The organism is Alloprevotella rava (genome assembly GCF_014195585.1).
Classification (GTDB): domain Bacteria; phylum Bacteroidota; class Bacteroidia; order Bacteroidales; family Bacteroidaceae; genus Alloprevotella; species Alloprevotella rava.
In genome coordinates this window covers 1-18,260 of the sequence record NZ_JACICA010000003.1, presented here as the reverse complement: position 1 = coordinate 18,260, position 18,260 = coordinate 1, and the positions used below count along the sequence as shown (strand labels likewise).

Here is an 18,260-nt window from a genome sequence, read left to right as displayed (position 1 = left end):
ATACCGCTTTTTTCCTACCTCAAAGCGTGTATTTTACAGCTCACAACTTCTCCGTATCTTTGCATAAGAAAAATAAAGAGAAGAAATATGACAACTGATATTATATGGGGAATACTCATCCCCCTCTTAGGTACAACGCTGGGCGCCACCTTTGTGTTTTTGCTCCGAAAAGAATTGAGTCTTTCTGTCAACCGCATGCTCACGGGCTTTGCCGCTGGCGTGATGGTGGCGGCCTCTGTGTGGAGTCTGCTCATCCCCGCCATCGAGCAAAGTAGCCAGATGGGGCGATGGTCCTTTGTTCCTGCTGTCATCGGCTTTTGGGCAGGCATCCTTTTTCTGTTGCTGCTCGACAAAATCATCCCCCACCTCCATGCGGGAGCCGTTGCGCCGGAAGGTCCGAAAAGCCATTTGCAGCGTACCACAATGATGGTACTTGCCGTCGTACTTCACAACATCCCCGAAGGTATGGCCGTGGGAGCTATCTATTCCGGACTCTTAGGCGGCTCAAGCAGCGTGACGGCGGCAGGGGCTCTGACGCTCTCCATCGGTATTGCCATCCAGAACGTGCCCGAGGGAGCTATCATCTCGATGCCGCTGAAGAGTGCGGGAATGGGCAAGCCGAAAGCCTTCCTTATGGGCTTCCTCTCGGGCGTGGTAGAACCCATTGCGGCCGTCCTTGTGCTCGTGGCTACAAGTGTTTTGCTCCCCGTTCTCCCCTATACGCTGGCCTTTGCGGCGGGAGCCATGATCTATGTCGTAGTGGAAGAGCTGATTCCGGAAATGTCGGAAGGGCCTCACTCCAACATCGGCACCATCTTCTTTGCCGTGGGCTTCAGTGTGATGATGATGCTTGATGTGGCATTGGGATAAACATTAGACAAACAGCAGAAAAATGATACTACGACGGAAATACCCTTTTAAGGAGAGCACCTGGAAAGAACAATTACTATACGCTTTCATCGTTTTCCTTATTCTCTATTTGCTGCGCCCCTTTGGGCTGGCAGCTGCCAAGAGCAACATTTTGCTACCGTGCCTTGCGTCGGGCCTCATCACCTTTCTCCTCGAACTGGTGCACACTTCCGTTGCGCGACAGGTGATGAAGCGCAAAACGAAATGGACAATCCTCGATGCCAGCATCGCCACGATTCTGCTCGTCGTCTTTATCGGCGTGGGGAATTTCGCCTTTTGGAGCTTCTATTTCGGGGCGAGCCTGCTCAATTTCTCCTTGCTCTTTTCCTTCCTCTACTGGACGTTCATCATTGGTCTTTTCATCACGTTCATCTCCATAGGCATTAGCTACAACCGCCTACTGCGAACAGAACTCGCTTCTATGCTCAACAAAACGGCGGAGCAGCAAACCGACATCCGCGTGAGTATCCGCGATGCAGCTGTGAGGGGACAAGCTCTGGAGTTACCCATCAATGATTTCCTCTTTGCCGAATCAATCCGAAACGACATCGTTGTCCACTACAAGCGGCAAGACACCGTTGCCACCCAAACGTTCCGACTGACCATTGCAGAACTCATGCAGCAACTCCCCTACGACAATGTCTTTCAGTGTCACCGTTCCTTTGTTGTCAATCTCAACAACATCACGAACGCCAAGGGCAATTCCAACGGCTATGTCCTCACGCTCTCTCCAGCCCAAGAGGCCGTACCCGTATCGCGCTCCTATGTGGCGAAGCTCAAAACGTTCTTATAAAAACAGAGAAAGAAAATCGGATTTATCAACTCAAAGATAGGTCCGTTTTTTTGATACTTATCCGCAGAAACAACTTAGTTGTTCGTCCCAAAAACTCTTCGTTCGTCCCACGCAGTAGTTATTTCTCCCAAAAAGTGGTTGTGCGTCACAACTATTTGCGCGCTACTTTTTCCTTACATAGTTTTGTTGCAGAAAATCGAACAGATACGGTCGTTTCTCCTTCGATCCCCTTTCACTAATGTTCCACTAAAAAAACAACAAAACTTATGAAAACTATCATTTCAAACCTCGCCATCGCCTTGTTCTTTATTACAAGCATGAGTTTCTCCGCTTCAGCTCAAACCACCAAGGAAAAACCGCTCGACATGAAGCAGCAAATCAGCGCTTGCCTTAGTCAGATGCAAGCTCCCACGCCCGAAAACCTGCTCAACTGCATTGCACAGATGGAGCAAATAGAGGTACAGTTCCCCGACAGTGTACAACCAAAGTACCAAGCGGCGCGCCTCTGCCTCATCTTTGCTGTGATGAATCCCCAAAACGACCAGGCCGATGGCCTCACCAAAGCGGCCAACCAACGCATCAGCCAACTCCGACGGATGAAAGCCGCTGCGCCCTCCGATGTTTACACACTGCAAGGCTTCTACCTCACTGCGCTCATCGTGAAAGACCCGATGAAAGAAGGCCCTGTCTATTATCGCGACGCACTCGACTGCTTCGACAAAGCGCTACAGCTCGACCCTAACAACGCGTTTGCCCGACAACTCAAAGCGCGCTTTGTGGAAGAAGCGAATCGGATTACGGGAACGAAATAAAAACACGTCGGACTGGTTGCCATCATCAGCGCGTTGCTGAATGGTTCAACCAGTCCGACAGTTTTTCTTTGGGCTTTTTCTGCTTTTCTTTCTTGTGCGGAAAAATCCGCTTAGTCATGGATAAGATAGCAGTATCAGAAGCGTCCTAAAAGTCTATTTTCACATCGACGCCTACTTGCAAAGGGCGCGTATATTGCGCATAGCGGCGCGACATTGAGACAAAGGACATTTCGCGATAATGGGCCTTTGTCAGATTCCTCGCCCAGAAATCAACACTCACCTTGCCGGCTAACTCCACTCCCGCATGGGCATTGAGCACTGCATGGAACGGACTGCTAAACGTGTTGGCCTCGTCCCACCAAATACGCCCCGCGCCCACCATTCCTGCCCCAACCGTGAAGGCCTCAAAGAAAGCGTGCGACAAAGGCTGGCGGAAGTCGGCCGAAGCCGCCAGCGTATGTTCGGGCGCATAGGGAACAAAATTGCCTTTATAGTCCGTGACGTGCGTTTCGCCTTTGGCAACACCGAGAAAATACTGTGTGAAAGTGCTATGTGCCCACCCATAGGAGGTTTGCAGGCTCAGGCGGTTATCGAGGAGGGAGGAGCGCACACTAAGCTCCACTCCGTATGTCCGGCTCCGCCCTGCATTCACAATTTCGCGCCCCAAACCGCTGGGCGAAAAGCGCGCCATCTGCAAGTGGTGGGTGCTCATGAGAAAAGCAGCGGCATCCAGTTGCAGCGCACCCTCGAAGAGCGTGAGATGTGTGCCCACCTCGTGGTTCCAACTATATTCGGGCTTATAAGCCAATGAGGACACGCTCACCTCTCCAGGCATATTGGCGGCTATCACACCGCTCATGCCGCCAATGGCCCTTTCTCGGCTCTCGTCCGTCAGCCCTGGAAGCGTTTGCAGCGTAGCGATACTGTAGTCGCGCACTTGCCCCATGATGTTTCTGCGCAGGATATTTTGCGAAAGGTCACTGTAGTTCTCCAGATTGTAGCCACCGCTGCGATAGCCCTTGCTCACGGCCCAATAAACATTTCCGATGCCGCTGCACAAATCATACTGCAATGCCACCTTCGGCACGAGCTGCCAACTCCCATGATGGCTTTTCCCCGCAAGTCCCGCCTCGCTCGTGAAGGTGCGATTGATGTCGAGCCCAAACATAGGCATTTGGAGCTGGAAGAGATAGTTGTAGGGACGAGAGGGAGAATGGAGCGTCAGCGCATGATGGTCGTAGTCGAGGCGAAGACCGGCTGTGAACGACAAGCCCTCAAGGAGAAAATGGTGGAAAGTGGACTGATGGAACAGGGCCACATTCATCCCCGGCGTTTTCAATAAGGCGTCAAATGGTAAATGGGAGTCGGTGAATCGCAAAGTAATGAAACTCGGAATCACGGTGCGGAACGTTGAATTGAGGAAGTCGACTCCTTCTGCATAGAAATTGACGGGGCAAGTGGTACGCTTATTCTCGTAGAGGAAGAATGCCCCCGTGGTCCACGCCCAGTTCCGCCCGTTGCTGCCTTTGAAGTTCAATTCCTCGCTCACGCTGTTCATCCGCTGCCGCTGCTCAAGGGAGAAGATGTCCGCACGGACGTAGTCTTGATCCATAAACAGGCGGTCGCGGAGATGGAGGTAGGAAGTAATGGCCGAAAAGGTGAACTTCTTGGCTTTATACTCTACGTTGAGTCCCGTATGAAAGAGTCCGCGGCGATAGCTGCTTTGGCGGTTTTGGGAAATGCTGTTGAGAAGATGCGGATAAGGCTCAGAGCTGGTGGTTGAACCGAGATAGTAGTAAGAATTACTATCCTCATCGCTATAAAAATAAGCCGAACTAAAATCGAAGCGCAGGCGTTCGTTGGCACGCCAAACAGCTCGAAGGCGACCTCCGCCCTCGTTGTTGCCATCAGCCTTGCGCCCTGTCGTCGTATTGCGGAAGAAACCAGCATTGCCAGCATAAAGCCCACTCAGCGAGAGATCCAGCCCCTTGGCAGGATGGAGAAAAGTGGTGGCACTGATGCGCCGCCCCGTATCTGGACCAGATGCTCCCAAGCGTACGGTCGTGCCGTGGTGGCGCGAGGGGTCGGCCGTGAACACACGCATCAAACCGCTCATCGAACCGCGCCCGTAGAGCGTCCCCTGCGGTCCGCGCAAGAGGTCGATGCGGTCAATGTCGAGAAAAGAAAAGTCGTAGCTGGCTTTATCCGCAAAGGGAATATTGTCAACATAAAGTCCCACGGCGGGCGTATTGATGCGCGACCCCACACCACGCACATAAATGGCACTCGTAAAGCGCGAACCATAGTTGGGCATATACACATTGGGCGCAAAAGCCGATAGATTTTTCACAGCCTCAATGTGGTGAAAGGCCATCTCCTTTGTGCCAAACACAGAAGCCGAGATGGGCTGGTGTCGAAAGGCCGCGTGCTCTTTGGGAGAAGCCACAACGACAGCTTCCTCAATATCGTACACGCGCGAAGTATCCACAGGAGTGTCTTCCATAATGCCCGCGCTGGCTGTTAGCGGAAATACCAACGCGCCAAGCAGCAGTTTTTTATGCTTCATTTTAAATTGTTATTTTATTTTGCCGGCAAAGTTACGCTTTTACTTACGCGCTCGAAATCCTTATTTATAGGGACAAGAAACAGCTTAATGCTGCCGAAACATGCCTTTTTCCATCTTTTTTACACACTAAGACAATAAAATATAGTGACTACTACGCGATAAATTCCTAACTTTGCCAACATAGCTTTTCAAAAGGAAAAACAATGAAAGATAGTTATAAAGAAGCAGACCGTATGTACGACGTTCTGTGCGACGAACACCATCTCTTCCAGATGCTAAGTCGCTTCGGAATACCTCTGGGCTTCGGCGAGAAAAATGTGCGCGAAGTGTGCAAGGAGAGTAATGTCGATGTCACTACGTTCTTGGCCGTGGCCAACTACGTTAAAGTGGGGCCAGAAGTAGCCTCTTATTATGTAGATAAAGTTAGCGCGGCTGCCCTTACGGACTATCTCAAGCGTGCCCACTCCTATTTCCTCGATTTCCAACTCCCTGACATTCGCCGACGCTTGGTGAGTTCCATCAACTGCTCCGATGCCAACGAAGTGGCTTTCCTCATCCTTCAATTCTTCGATGAGTTCATGCGCGACGTTCGCCACCACATGGAGGCAGAGAACAACAAGATGTTCAAGAGTGTAGACCGATTGTTGCAGGGCGGCTCTATTTCCGACACACAATTTTTGCAGTTTGCTCGCTCCAACGAGAACTTCAACCACAAACTACAAGAACTAAAGAACCTCATCATTAAATACTACAAAGGCGACGGGCCTAACGAACTGCTCAACATGGTTCTTTTCGATCTCTTCAACTGTGAGGAGGATCTCCAGCTGCATCGCGGCGTTGAAAACGACCTTTTCCTCCCTGCTGTAGAACTCTTGATGGAACGAACCAAGGGACAGCCGATCCAGAAGAACGAGAACGATGAGGCACTCTCCGAACGTGAACGCGAAATTGTCATTTGTATTGCGCGCGGCATGAGCAACAAGGACGTTGCGGACAAACTCTTCATTTCTGTCAATACAGTCCTGACCCACCGCAAGAACATATTCCGAAAACTCGACATTCATTCTATCTCCGGCCTTACTATTTACGCCGTAGTGAATGGCCTTATCACGCTCGACGAGATTCGAGATAGGAAATAAAACATTCCTCCTCCCCTTCTTTTCGCAAAGGAAAGAAGGGGATTCGTTTATCCTTTCGCCAGAAGTCTCTCACCCACCAGAGAAACACTGAAAGAAAGCCACCAGCACCCTCTTCATTGTCAAACAGATTCTTATTTTACGAAGCCAAGAATCGCTTCTTTTGCAATGACAAATAAGAGCGGCAATCCCCTTCGCCCACCTTGCCGAGAACGCAATAAGGATATTCGCAGATACAATAAGGCTGTCGGCTGGCTTCCTTATTGTGTCGGCCCACGCCCTTATTCTGTCGGCCGACAGCTTTATTGCATTTTCACGCCACAGAAGGAGGTAGAATGAAACATTTAGGAAAGGAAACGGCTTTTTTATGTTGTAAAGCAGTTTTTCAAAGCTATTTTCCCAGAAAAATATCTGAGGAGAAAATAACTAAACCCCATTCACCAGTAAGAGCCACGATTTCGCGCTCCAGAAGGAGAAAGCAAATTGTCAAACAATCGGGCGATAAATAAAAAACATCCGACTGGTTGACCAGTCGGACTATTCTGCGAAATAGAATGATAAAATCAGGGAAAAGGCAGCTGCGCACAGAGATGCAAGCTGTTTAGATTTTCTCCAGCAGTTCGGGCGCGAAAGTAAGTGTGGCAACAGAAACGAGCGTGGGGATTGTGACCACCACCATCTTATTGCGCTTACCCTGCACCTTTACGAAGATGCCCTCCACACCATCGAAGTCGCCACCGTGAATACGCACGCGGTCGCCGCGCTCAAAGTCTATTTCTTCCGGACGGAAGTAGAGCACCTCTTCTTCAGCTCCTGCCACTCGCTGAAAGGCGGCCATGTCGTCGTCGGGTACGATGATGCGCCGATTGCGCCCGTCTTGTCGCATACAGAGATACTGCAAGATGCGACTGCGCTCCTTCACTTCCTGCATACGCACCTCCGAGGCACGCACAAAGATGAGGTTGCTGATGGCGGGAATGCGCTGGCGCATTTTTCGCCCTGCGTAAGTGCGCACCACAGTCTTCATCGGCACAAAGTTCTCAACGCCCCAGCCATCCAGCATTTGCTTGACTTTCATCGAGCGGTTGTAAACGGCCGACATCGCCCACCACCGAAGCTCTTCCTTCGCGGTAGCTACGGGCATATTTGTCGCTGTGAGAATTTTCTCTTTTTGTTCCATCATGAGCATAGTATGGACGGCAAAAATACAATTTATATCACTTTGACTCACCTTTTTATCTCGATTTTTTCAGCAAAAAGGCAGCAAATGTCTAATCCTGCTCGGCAGAAATTAAGGCACAAAAGACAAACACAATAACTGCCAGGAAGGACAGAAGCGAGAGATTTTTCCCTCGTTGAGGAGCTAAGCGAAATTTTAATGAAGGAAAGTTTTGAGGTGCGCTAAAGTCGTCGTAACTTCGCTGCTGCAATTTCAAAATCATCATCCCCTATGATTCTTTTTTTCAGAACAAAGGAAAAAAGCGTGATTGCCACCGATGTGGATCACAAGCTCACGCCTGACGAAGTGAACGAACTCTGCTGGCTCTATGGCGACGCCGAAGTGCTAACAGACGAAAGCCTGACAGGCCAATATGTTGGGCCGCGCCGCGAAATGGTCACACCGTGGAGTACGAATGCCGTAGAGATTACTCAGAATATGGGTCTCCGCGGCATTTCTCGTATAGAGGAGTACTTCCCCGTGACAGGCAAGGATGCCGACCACGACCCGATGCTTCAGCGCCTCTACGATGGCCTCAACCAGGACATCTTCACCATCCACCATCAGCCGGCGCCCATCGAGTATGTAGAAAATCTCGAAGCCTACAATGAGCAGGAAGGTTTGGCGCTCAGCTCCGAAGAGATTGGCTACCTCCATCACGTGGAAGAACAACTGGGACGCAAACTTACCGACTCGGAGGTGTTCGGCTTTGCCCAAATCAACAGCGAGCACTGCCGCCACAAAATTTTCGGCGGTACATTTATCATCGACGGAAAGGAGCGCGAATCGTCGCTCTTCAACCTCATCAAAAAGACAACAAAGGAAAATCCGCATAAGATTATCTCGGCCTACAAGGACAACGTGGCATTTGCCAAAGGCCCTGTTGTGGAACAGTTTGCACCAGCAGATCATTCCACGAGCGATTATTTCATCATTCGCGACATTGAGAGTGTCATTTCTCTCAAAGCCGAAACTCACAACTTCCCCACTACCGTTGAACCCTTCAACGGAGCTGCCACAGGAACGGGAGGAGAAATCCGCGACCGCATGGGCGGTGGCGTTGGCTCTTGGCCTTTGGCCGGCACGGCTGTTTATATGACAGCCTATTCGCGCTTGGATGGCGGTCGGCCCTGGGAGGATGTGCTCCCGGTGCGCCAATGGCTCTATCAATCGCCCGAACAAATCCTTATCAAGGCTTCGAATGGTGCTTCCGATTTCGGCAATAAATTCGGTCAGCCGCTGATTGCGGGTTCGGTGCTCACCTTTGAGCATCAGGAAAACAACGAGAAATACGGTTACGACAAAGTGATTATGTTGGCCGGCGGTGTGGGCTACGGCACCAAACGAGATTGCCTCAAAGGTACGCCGGAGAAAGGCAACAAAGTGGTGGTTGTCGGTGGCGACAATTATCGCATCGGTTTGGGCGGCGGTAGTGTCAGCTCCGTTGATACGGGTCGCTACTCCTCCGGTATAGAACTCAACGCCATTCAGCGAGCTAATCCCGAAATGCAGAAGCGCGCCAACAACCTTGTCCGTGCGCTTTGCGAAGAGGAGGTAAACCCCGTTGTTTCGATCCACGACCACGGCTCGGCAGGTCATGTGAACTGTCTCTCCGAATTGGTGGAGGAATGTGGCGGACAAATCGACATGGCGAAACTCCCCATTGGCGACACGACCCTCTCGGCTAAGGAAATCATCGCCAACGAGAGCCAGGAGCGCATGGGCCTCCTCATCGACCAGAAACATCTCGACCATGTGCGCAAGATTGCGGAACGCGAACGCGCACCAATGTATGTGGTGGGCGAGACTACGGGCGATGCTCATTTCAGCTTCGTACAGGCCGATGGTGTTCGTCCGTTCGATCTCGATGTAGCTCAAATGTTTGGCCATTCGCCCAAGACGGTCATGGTGGACGAAACTGTTGTTCGCCACTACGAAGATGCCACCTACGAGGTGCGTCATCTCAACGAATATCTCAACAATGTGCTCCAGTTGGAGGCGGTGGCTTGCAAGGACTGGCTCACAAACAAAGTGGATCGTTCGGTAACGGGCAAGATTGCGCGCCAGCAATGTCAGGGCGAACTGCAACTGTCGTTGAGCGACTGCGGCGTGGTGGCTCTCGACTACCGCGGGCATAAGGGTATCGCTACTGCGCTGGGTCATGCGCCGCAAGCCGGACTGGCCAACCCTGCTGCGGGCAGTGTGCTCTCTGTGGCCGAATCGCTCACCAATATCGTATGGGCACCTCTCTCTGAAAGCCTCGACAGCGTGTCCCTCTCGGCCAACTGGATGTGGCCTTGCCGCTCACAGAAGGGCGAGGATGCTCGTCTCTACGAAGGTGTGCAGGCTCTGTCCGACTTCTGTTGCGCGCTGCAAATCAATGTGCCCACGGGTAAGGATAGTCTTTCGCTCTCACAGCAATACCCCAATGGTGAGAAAATCATTTCTCCGGGTACGGTCATCGTGAGTGCTGGCGGCGAGGTGAGCGATGTTCGCAAAGTGGTTTCTCCCGTTGTTCAGAACAACCCGAAGACTTCGCTCTATCACATTGATTTCAGTTTCGACGACCTGCGCCTCGGCGGTTCGGCTTTTGCCCAAACGCTGAAGAAGGTGGGTAGCGATGTGCCCACGGTGAAGAATCCCGAATACTTCCGCGATGCTTTCAACGCCGTTCAGCAATTGGTGGAGAAAGGCCTCATCGTGGCGGGTCACGACATTAGTGCGGGCGGTCTCATCACCTGCTTGCTCGAGATGTGCTTTGCCAACACGGAGGGCGGACTTGAGATCGACCTCGACAACTTTAAGTGCGACGACCTCATCAAGGTGCTCTTCGCCGAGAACCCTGGTGTGGTGGTGCAGGTGAGCAATGCCAACAAGGCGGCCTTTAAGAAAGTGCTCGACGAAGCCGGCGTGGCATACGTCAAACTGGGACAACCCACCGACGAACGCCACATTTTGGCCACAAAGGATGGTGCTACTTATCAGTTTGGTATCGACTACCTCCGCGATGTTTGGTACGAAACGTCCTATATCCTCGACACGAAACAGAGTTTCAACGGCTGTGCGCGTAAACGCTATGAGAACTACAAGCAACAACCGATTGAGTTTAACATTGTTCAGCCCAACTGGAAGGGCACATTTGAGAGCCTCGGCATCACGCCCGAACGCCGCACGCCTACGGACATCCGCGCTGCCATCATCCGCGAGAAAGGAACGAACGGTGAGCGCGAAATGGCCTACTCCTTATATCTGGCGGGCTTCGACGTAAAGGACGTGATGATGACCGACCTCATCAGCGGCCGCGAAACCCTCGACGATATCAACATGATTGTGTTCTGCGGCGGTTTCTCCAACTCCGATGTGCTCGGCTCAGCGAAAGGCTGGGCGGGAGCTTTCCTCTACAATCCCAAAGCAAAGGCAGCACTTGATCGCTTCTATGCCCGTGAGGACACCTTGAGTTTGGGCGTTTGCAATGGTTGCCAATTGATGGTGGAACTCAACCTCATCAACCCCGAACACAAGCAGCGCGCCCGTATGCTTCACAACGACAGCCACAAGTTTGAGAGTGCTTTCCTCGGCGTTACTGTCCCTACCAACCGCAGCGTGATGTTTGGCAGCCTCAGCGGCGACCGCCTCGGCATCTGGGTGGCACACGGCGAAGGCAAATTCTCATTACCCGAAGCAGAGGACAAGTACAACGTTGTCTTGAAGTACAGCTACGACGAATACCCCGGCAATCCCAACGGTAGCGATTATAGCGTAGCAGGTATCTGCTCTGCTGATGGTCGCCACCTGGCCATGATGCCGCACCTCGAACGCTCTTGCTTCCCCTGGCAGTGTGGCACTTATCCCGAGCCACGCCGCACCGACGAGGTCACTCCTTGGGTGGAAGCCTTCGTGAATGCTCGCAAATGGATTGAAGAGCGCAAATAAGCCCTCCCTTCCATTTCTCAACACAATAAAAATGCGGAAATCCCTCAAAAAGATTTCCGCATTTTTCTATTCCATAATGGGTCGGTAGAAGAAGAAAATTGCCTCCACGAATAGACATTTGGTAGTGTCTCAAAGACTTGAGCGCAAATATCCTTATTGCGTTTGAGCATACAATAAGCGCATCAGCTGATAGGCTTATTCCGTCAGTCGACGCGCTTATTGTAGCGGAGGGGGCAAAAGAGGAAGCTGAATATGGGCAGACTCTCTCTCCTCTCCAGATATTGTTTTTGTGTTGTCACATCGTTACGTTGTCACATTTTAGGGGTAAAGCGCTGAAACGGTTTGTGTTATACGCGTAACAACAGTGTGACAATAAAAATATTGTTGTCACGCGCCTGACTTATTGTATATCTGCGCATTATTTCATCCGTGACAACGTGACAACAAATTTCATGTTTTCGCTGGTAGAGAAGAGAAGCAATTCCCGCGCTCTCTGCGTGATTGTTTTTGTCCTTCCACGCTTGCAGTGCGACGCTTCCTGCATCGGAGTCCTCTCTGTCCACTTCCCCACGGGTTCACCCTCGCCCTCGCTCGAGCATCACCCACGGGAGAAGAAACATTTCCGATCTCCGACACCAGCGGTGTCGCACATAAACAAAAACCGAGAGATTTTAGTATTCTTAGAAAATTTTGTGCTAAATTGTAATATTTTATATTTGCTGTCAATTCGTACATGTTAAATAAAAACAAGCACAATCCCATACATCCATTTCTAACAAAAGGATCATGTTGATTCCTCAGCCGATTTGCTTCACTAGCAATTATGTGGTCTATATATATTTATTCGTCATAAGTTCTTTTTATATCTTCATGTTCATAATGTTCTTCAACTTTATACTCTTCTGCTTTTAATTTGCCAAATCTCCAACGCAGACTAAGTTGGAATGAAGCGTGGAAACTACGGTCGCTCGTCCTACTGTAAAAGTTTGTGCTTTCACTCGTGCGCACAGACTCATAGTATACAGGTATGAAACTATTTGCTTCAGCACTGATCGTAATGTGTCTCTTCGCAAAACTCTTGTATACACCTATTGTATAATAGAAGTTTTCCTTTCCCTTTCCTTGCATATAGATATAAGGCGTGTTATATCCTCCACTGACAGAGAGATCAAAGTTATGTGACAATTCTTGCTCAAAAGACGCATTGACTGCAAACGTGCACCCCTTATTGCGTTTATAATATGCGTTTTGTGTGTAATTCGTATAAAAAAGTTTAGTGTCCACCTGCATCCATGTGGTACGCGTGATTTTGGAAGATCCACTTATCTGTGTCAGATTTTCATAACGCTTTCCGATATTATCAAACGTTATATTAAGTACAGAATTATTCAAAAATGAGTGTTGTAAAATCAAGTCTTTCGCAAAGGAATGTGTTGAAGATACATATAGATTGAAATTCCCTATTCTAAGATTGGATGATAAGGAGAGCGATTGGCTGGTCTGAGGTTTAAGGTTAGGATTACCATATGAGACCTGCCCTGGGACATTTGTATAGACATAAGGATTTAGGGCTTTGATGTCTGGCACTTGCCTGCCCATTGCATACGACAAACGAAAACTGGTCTTTCCATTAAGTGCATACGTTACATCTGCGTGTGGAGTAATCAGCTGATGATTTGCTGAAAACGAATTTTTCAGCAATGGCTGCTTCGAGAAATTCCGCATGAAAACATACGTAGTACCCGCATTGAGGCTTATCTTGTCTTTTGTATAACCGTAACCTGCGTTCAACTCATTTGATAGTTGCCAATACTTATATTCGCTCCTGTCTGTTTTGGTATAGGGAACAGTATTGGGATCGAAGTTGTAGGATTGATCCTGCGAAACTCCATTTCCTTCATCACGATAGCGCAAGACTTCTTCCACACGAAACTGATGGGAATGAAATTTACGGCGGTAAAGTACATTCAGCGTATGCCATTTCTCATAACGAGATGTTCGCTCCTGATTATTAAAGAAATCCTTCACGTAGCTCGGTTTCACATATTCCAAAGAGGAGAAGGCTCCGAAAGTGTGAGTTTTCACTGGACGATAATAGAAGTCGTACCCAATGAAGAATTTGCCACGTTCAGCATTTTCCCCAAAGAGTTGTTCATAATCCAAGGATACATTATATTCAGCATCTCGATCCGCCTTATAATCCTGCTCATATTTATACCGATAAGTCTGCACAGCAGCAGCATTTTCCGCATGGCTATCCGTTGTAGACTTGCTATGGGGATTCGATTTCAGCATTGCGCTGGCAAAAACAGAAAGCAATTTTAGAGGAGTGATTTCATAAGACAAATTCATCTCTAAATTATTCAGATCTACTTTATATCCTGACTCTTTTGTTTCGCGTCCCGTGTAATATAGGTCTTGATTGGCATATCGCCATTCCTCCAATTTCTGCTTATTGTCATGGCTCCACATCCAAGTGTTGTAATAAGAGAAAGAGAATCCGAACTTTCTATGCTTGGTAAACAAATATGCTCCATTCCGCCAACTGGCGTCAGACAAAGTAGAACTACCAAGACCACGATAGCCTAACAAGCGTCCCTTAGTAACAAAGTTGACTTGCAACGTTTCCTGTCCACTCATATTCCGTATTATACGCACTTCAATACGTTTCAAATATTTGGAATCCAGTGTTTCCAACACATCATGAACGTTGCCTGACAATGATTGATCTTGTGCGCCATTCACCAAGTACTCTATTGGCCATCCTCCTACAGAGCGGACTGTCCCGTTACGCTCCACGTTCAGTAATGGAGCATTACGAAATGCTTCATAACTGTTCTTCCCTATCAGAGAAGAATCCGAACTTACATTGTAGATCATGGCATCCGGACGTGTTGTATATAGAGGTCTTTTTCCACTTACAATTGCCTCGTTCAACCATTTCGACATTATACTATCTTGACTCTGAGCCACACATATAGATGGCAAAAATAGTAAAAAGAGAATCGTGTATCTTTTTACATGGATAAAGTCAGTCTTCATAATAGAAATCTTTATAGAAGTTTGGGGCATTGGGGCAACGTGGATCAGGGTAATCCCATTGCTCTGCACCATATGCCATAAGTACTAATTTCCAACAAAGCAATTAATCCCATACCAATTATATTGTACGTTCAAAAGATCGTTCAGTGAAATCTAAATCACATTTCAATCAACCTACAAGATTGCATGTAACATAGCAATTATGTTTTGTATTCCATGCTAACAAATAATTAAACTAACATTATTTAACTGTATAATTAACTTACACAGGTTATAGTAAACAAATATTAACTATATGTTACGTGAGGATTTGACCGTCACAGAAATACATGGATATCTTCAATTTAGTTGAAACTCAAGTTATACTGGGAAATCGCAGAAAAAAAATGAGACCACTGTCCGTCCAGCCATACTTAGGGTCGTGTGCACTTTAGGCTTGAGAATCTAAGCAAGTCTATTTCTGGAAACTTGGAGCGATCTCGATAGAAGTTGAGATAACCAGTATCTTTGAATTTCTTTTCATAGATATTTACCCGTAATAATCTTCGGACATTTATCGAAGACAAGTACAAGGTGGAAGATTTGTCTTTCTCGCAACTTACAGAAAATTTCATTTATGATTTCAGGGACTACTACTTGAACAAATTAGGGTTTCAGGAAAGTAGTTTCTATGCAGTTGCATCCCAAATAAAGACCGTATGCAGGTTGGCATACCGTGAAGGATTGGCTGACACCTTATTATTTGCTAATGTAAAGATAGCAAGAGGTGATAAGAAACTCCCAAAGGCACTTGACAGACGTTCACTTGACAAACTAATGAATACCCACTTCGGAGAGTTGGAGGAAGAAATGGAAACAGCAAGGGATTTGTTTGTTTTTGCCTGTCATACAGGTGCAGCCTATTGTGATTTAATGGGATTAAGTAAGACACATCTTGTCCGTGATGATGAGGAAAATCTTTGGATGAAGTTCAATAGGAAGAAGACAGGTGTACTTTGCCGTATTAAGTTGTTGCCCGAAGCGATTAGGATAATAGAGAAGTATCGAGGCGAAGAAAGGGAAAGACTGCTGCCACAGATGAAGTATGCCACCTATCAGTCGTATCTTAAAGCATTGCGCCTTAGAGAGGGTATAGCCTTTCCCTTTACCACGCATACGGCAAAGCATAGGCAATTCTATAAATGTCAAATAATCAACTGATTATATTGTTTATCAATAAAGGGAGGTAACGATAAGGAAACCAGCGAGCTTCTATACTCTACCTTGTTTTGCCATTTCAAAGAACCACTTTGTTTGTTGCAAAGATAAGAGTATATCGTGAGAAAAAAGAATTTTCTCTGAGTTATTTTCGTAAAGCTGTCCATTGGGGCTGCTTTTTGTTTTCCGGGTATTCTATTCTTATGATAAATGTAGTCTCCGAAGGCTGCGTTTTCTGTTTTCGCCCTGCTTCTCTGTCTGCAAATCCTCTACTTATGCCCATATATCATGTCGGGATCGGTTGTTCGTTGTCAGCGGCAAAGGTAGTTCTGGGCTTTTACGGACAAAAAAGGTCGAGGCGGCAAGCCGTTTAGACGACAATCTCCACACTTCCATTTCATTGCAGGTAGTATTCTCGCCGTAAAACCTTGTTTGTCCTAAGCCCTACCTTTTTACGCCACTGAAACGAAAACGACCGACCCGACGGAAAGACGCAAAAAAGGTCGGATATGCGAGAAGCAGGTAAAAAGGAAATGGAAACTCAACTCCCTCTCCTCTGGAATCCGCATAAAATCAGACAAGATGATTTATTCTGAAGTAAGGATGGAACAGGTAACCGTTCAAGAAGAACAGACGGAGCAAAGAAATCCCGATGAGAAACACCTCGTTACTTTTGACAGTGAGTTGAGACGGCTCAAAAGTAACAAAAAGCCATTATCAAATACTCATATTCCTTTTAATCACTAAAAGGAAGTCTTTGGTAAAATTCCAGCCAATGCCCGTCAAGGTCTTCAAAGGTAAGTAACTTTCCATAAGGTTCTGTTCTTATTTCTCCGATCGTCTTTACTCCTTTGTTCTTTAATTCCTCATATATAAGTTCGATGTCATCAATTTCAAACATAATTCTTGTTTTGCTTGCAACTACATCACCTTTGTGTGCCGGTCTTTGAAGAATGGCAAATGAGGTTTCTCCAAAATTAAATTCAATCCAATCTCTATCTATCAGTTTGACCTCAAAGCCCATGTCCTGATAAAATTGTTTGGATCTCTGCAAATCACTCACATAAATCCAACATGCGTATATCTTTCTCGGTTTCATTCTTTTGATATTATTGATGTTTGATTTTCAGCAGACCGAAGAACGAAGTTATCTCTTGAATATCCACAAGTTTCAAATGGGATTTTTCCAGTGTTGTTTTCAAATCTTCGATTGAGTGAAACCAATATTCAGGAGGAGTGTCCTCTTTCATGTCCTGCCAAGTATAGATATGTCCCTCTTGCAGATATGGCTTGATATGATTTTCATACACTTCTTTCGGGGTGGTATGTTCCAACAGATAGCGATAGACTTCATTGAACTTTTCGGGAGATGCGTCAGGATCGAACAAGATGATTTCATCTGCCATTATCATTTCGCCATCTGTTTTCAGCACCTGCTTCACGGCTTCAAACAGTCTTTCCTGCTCATTCCATTCCATTTGATGCAGAACGAGAGAGGAAATGATTAAATCCACGCTTTCTGCCGACAGTTCCAAATTTTGAATGCTACCACACTGAAACGAAACATTGTCATAGTGCTTATAAGCATCCTTTGCCTGTGCAATATTCTCTTGGCTCGTATCTATTCCGAGAACGGATAAAAAATGAGGAACGAATGGTTGCAGGGATTTTCCCCAGCCACACCCCAAATCCAACAATCTATCTCCATTCTTAACACTTGCAAACTCAAACATCCGTTCGCTCAATGCTTATGTGGACTCAAATGTGTCTCTGCCGTCAGGACTAATTGTTCTTTTGATATATACGGATAAGTTCTTCTCCCAATTCTTTTCCATATGAAATTATTTGTTATCTCACAAATCCGTTTTTGTAGAAATCGTACCAAGCATCTATCTGTTCGGGACTGTTTGCTTCCAATAACAAAAGCATCTCACGAGTGAATTCCAAATGTCCTACACCGTTTGCCGTAACAATGTTCTTGTCACTGACAGCTTGTGCTTCCACATAATTCTTCGCATTAGTGTAACCGGTAGCACCCCATTTTTTGAGTTGATCGAGACCGTTGCCCGTATGCTTTACGTTGTTCAGGAAACCGTGCGAACATAGAAACGAAGCTCCGTTACATATCGCTCCTACGATTTTCCCTTTATCCAAAGCCTCTTGAATCAATGGGACGACAAGTTTTGCTTCGGGGGAATCCCAACGGTTGCCGCCGATAAGTACCAAGGCTGCATAATCTTTCGGCATATTCTCGAAAGAATAATCGGGCAATGTTCTGAAACCTCCGATGGAACGGACGGCATCTGATGTCGGGGCAACGGTATGCACTTCATACTTGATTTCACCTCCCGGTATCACACCCACATGAAGAGCCGTGGAGAGAAATGCCCCTTCCCAATCTGTGTATTCATTCAATAAGATAAATAAAACTTTCTGTTTCATAATAAATTCATTTATTTTATTTTCTCTCTGCCGTTACTTTCGCCACAGTTTGCCACTCGCCGTTTTCGGTCATTCGCTCTTTTCTCCACAGAAAAGAAGAAGTCGCTATATCAGAGACCCCAATTCGGGATAAGCAGTTCTTCTTTTTCCTCAAAAGAAGTTTCAATAAAAGCCCAAAAAGAGGATTATTTTTCGTATATTTGTTGTTGAT

Annotated in this window: 12 protein-coding genes and 2 pseudogenes; 7 read left to right on the top strand and 7 right to left on the bottom strand. The window is 47.4% G+C overall.

Annotation, left to right across the window (positions count from 1 at the left end; translation table 11 throughout):
• The first annotated feature begins 87 nt into the window (after positions 1-87).
• From FHS60_RS03615 to FHS60_RS03605, 3 genes are all read left to right on the top strand, one after another.
• Entirely contained in the window at positions 88-870 is a 783-nt protein-coding gene (locus FHS60_RS03615; RefSeq protein ID WP_183695189.1) for a ZIP family metal transporter, read from the top strand.
• A 22-nt stretch (positions 871-892) separates the two neighbouring features.
• Entirely contained in the window at positions 893-1,702 is an 810-nt protein-coding gene (locus FHS60_RS03610) for a LytTR family DNA-binding domain-containing protein (RefSeq protein ID WP_183695185.1), read from the top strand.
• Between the two features lie 266 nt (positions 1,703-1,968).
• Positions 1,969-2,514 carry a tetratricopeptide repeat protein gene (locus FHS60_RS03605; RefSeq protein WP_183695182.1) on the top strand — a complete coding sequence of 182 codons (546 nt, stop codon included), beginning with the start codon at positions 1,969-1,971 and terminating at the stop codon, positions 2,512-2,514.
• Between the two features lie 145 nt (positions 2,515-2,659).
• On the opposite strand, the gene FHS60_RS03600 is transcribed toward FHS60_RS03605, so the two are convergent.
• Entirely contained in the window at positions 2,660-5,080 is a 2,421-nt protein-coding gene (locus FHS60_RS03600; protein WP_183695180.1) for a TonB-dependent receptor, read from the bottom strand.
• A gap of 203 nt (positions 5,081-5,283) precedes the next feature.
• On the opposite strand from FHS60_RS03600, the gene FHS60_RS03595 reads away from it, so the two are divergent.
• Positions 5,284-6,219: a response regulator transcription factor gene (locus FHS60_RS03595; RefSeq protein ID WP_183695177.1), complete on the top strand. Its 936-nt coding sequence runs from the start codon at positions 5,284-5,286 to the stop codon at positions 6,217-6,219.
• A gap of 165 nt (positions 6,220-6,384) precedes the next feature.
• Complete coding sequence (locus FHS60_RS03590) at positions 6,385-6,555, top strand: hypothetical protein (protein ID WP_183695174.1); 171 nt, start codon at positions 6,385-6,387, stop codon at positions 6,553-6,555.
• 262 nt (positions 6,556-6,817) lie between these two features.
• On the opposite strand, the gene FHS60_RS03585 is transcribed toward FHS60_RS03590, so the two are convergent.
• Positions 6,818-7,399, bottom strand: coding sequence for a UpxY family transcription antiterminator (locus FHS60_RS03585; RefSeq protein ID WP_221189634.1), 582 nt, complete (start codon positions 7,397-7,399; stop codon positions 6,818-6,820).
• A 267-nt stretch (positions 7,400-7,666) separates the two neighbouring features.
• Here FHS60_RS03585 and purL point away from each other — a divergent pair, with 267 nt between their 5' ends.
• Entirely contained in the window at positions 7,667-11,368 is a 3,702-nt protein-coding gene (gene purL, locus FHS60_RS03580) for a phosphoribosylformylglycinamidine synthase (protein WP_183695167.1), read from the top strand.
• 840 nt (positions 11,369-12,208) lie between these two features.
• On the opposite strand, the gene FHS60_RS03575 is transcribed toward purL, so the two are convergent.
• Positions 12,209-14,248, bottom strand: coding sequence for a TonB-dependent receptor domain-containing protein (locus FHS60_RS03575; protein ID WP_183695164.1), 2,040 nt, complete (start codon positions 14,246-14,248; stop codon positions 12,209-12,211).
• A 693-nt stretch (positions 14,249-14,941) separates the two neighbouring features.
• On the opposite strand from FHS60_RS03575, the pseudogene FHS60_RS03570 reads away from it, so the two are divergent.
• Positions 14,942-15,577, top strand: a pseudogene (locus FHS60_RS03570) (phage integrase SAM-like domain-containing protein); the annotation flags it as partial.
• A gap of 766 nt (positions 15,578-16,343) precedes the next feature.
• Here the strand turns inward: FHS60_RS03570 and FHS60_RS03565 are convergent.
• The 4 genes and pseudogenes from FHS60_RS03565 to FHS60_RS10285 form a co-directional block, all read right to left on the bottom strand.
• Entirely contained in the window at positions 16,344-16,706 is a 363-nt protein-coding gene (locus tag FHS60_RS03565; protein ID WP_025882206.1) for a VOC family protein, read from the bottom strand.
• Positions 16,707-16,716: 10 nt separating this feature from the next.
• Positions 16,717-17,340: a class I SAM-dependent methyltransferase gene (locus tag FHS60_RS03560; RefSeq protein WP_244957421.1), complete on the bottom strand. Its 624-nt coding sequence runs from the start codon at positions 17,338-17,340 to the stop codon at positions 16,717-16,719.
• 115 nt (positions 17,341-17,455) lie between these two features.
• Positions 17,456-18,049, bottom strand: a complete 594-nt coding sequence (locus tag FHS60_RS03555; protein ID WP_077085282.1) for a type 1 glutamine amidotransferase family protein — start codon at positions 18,047-18,049, stop codon at positions 17,456-17,458.
• Between the two features lie 16 nt (positions 18,050-18,065).
• A pseudogene (locus FHS60_RS10285) lies at positions 18,066-18,260 on the bottom strand (hypothetical protein); the annotation flags it as partial.

Excerpts from the sequence above, each read along its gene's own strand:
- FHS60_RS03605 (WP_183695182.1), top strand. The coding sequence starts at position 1,969 with ATGAAAACTATCATTTCAAACCTCGCCATCGCCTTGTTCTTTATTACA.
- FHS60_RS03560 (WP_244957421.1), bottom strand. The coding sequence starts at position 17,340 with ATGTTTGAGTTTGCAAGTGTTAAGAATGGAGATAGATTGTTGGATTTG.
- FHS60_RS03610 (WP_183695185.1), top strand. The coding sequence starts at position 893 with ATGATACTACGACGGAAATACCCTTTTAAGGAGAGCACCTGGAAAGAA.
- FHS60_RS03590 (WP_183695174.1), top strand. The coding sequence starts at position 6,385 with ATGACAAATAAGAGCGGCAATCCCCTTCGCCCACCTTGCCGAGAACGC.
- FHS60_RS03585 (WP_221189634.1), bottom strand. The coding sequence starts at position 7,399 with ATGATGGAACAAAAAGAGAAAATTCTCACAGCGACAAATATGCCCGTA.
- FHS60_RS03600 (WP_183695180.1), bottom strand. The coding sequence starts at position 5,080 with ATGAAGCATAAAAAACTGCTGCTTGGCGCGTTGGTATTTCCGCTAACA.
- FHS60_RS03615 (WP_183695189.1), top strand. The coding sequence starts at position 88 with ATGACAACTGATATTATATGGGGAATACTCATCCCCCTCTTAGGTACA.
- FHS60_RS03555 (WP_077085282.1), bottom strand. The coding sequence starts at position 18,049 with ATGAAACAGAAAGTTTTATTTATCTTATTGAATGAATACACAGATTGG.
- FHS60_RS03565 (WP_025882206.1), bottom strand. The coding sequence starts at position 16,706 with ATGAAACCGAGAAAGATATACGCATGTTGGATTTATGTGAGTGATTTG.
- FHS60_RS03595 (WP_183695177.1), top strand. The coding sequence starts at position 5,284 with ATGAAAGATAGTTATAAAGAAGCAGACCGTATGTACGACGTTCTGTGC.
- FHS60_RS03575 (WP_183695164.1), bottom strand. The coding sequence starts at position 14,248 with ATGATCTACAATGTAAGTTCGGATTCTTCTCTGATAGGGAAGAACAGT.
- purL (WP_183695167.1), top strand. The coding sequence starts at position 7,667 with ATGATTCTTTTTTTCAGAACAAAGGAAAAAAGCGTGATTGCCACCGAT.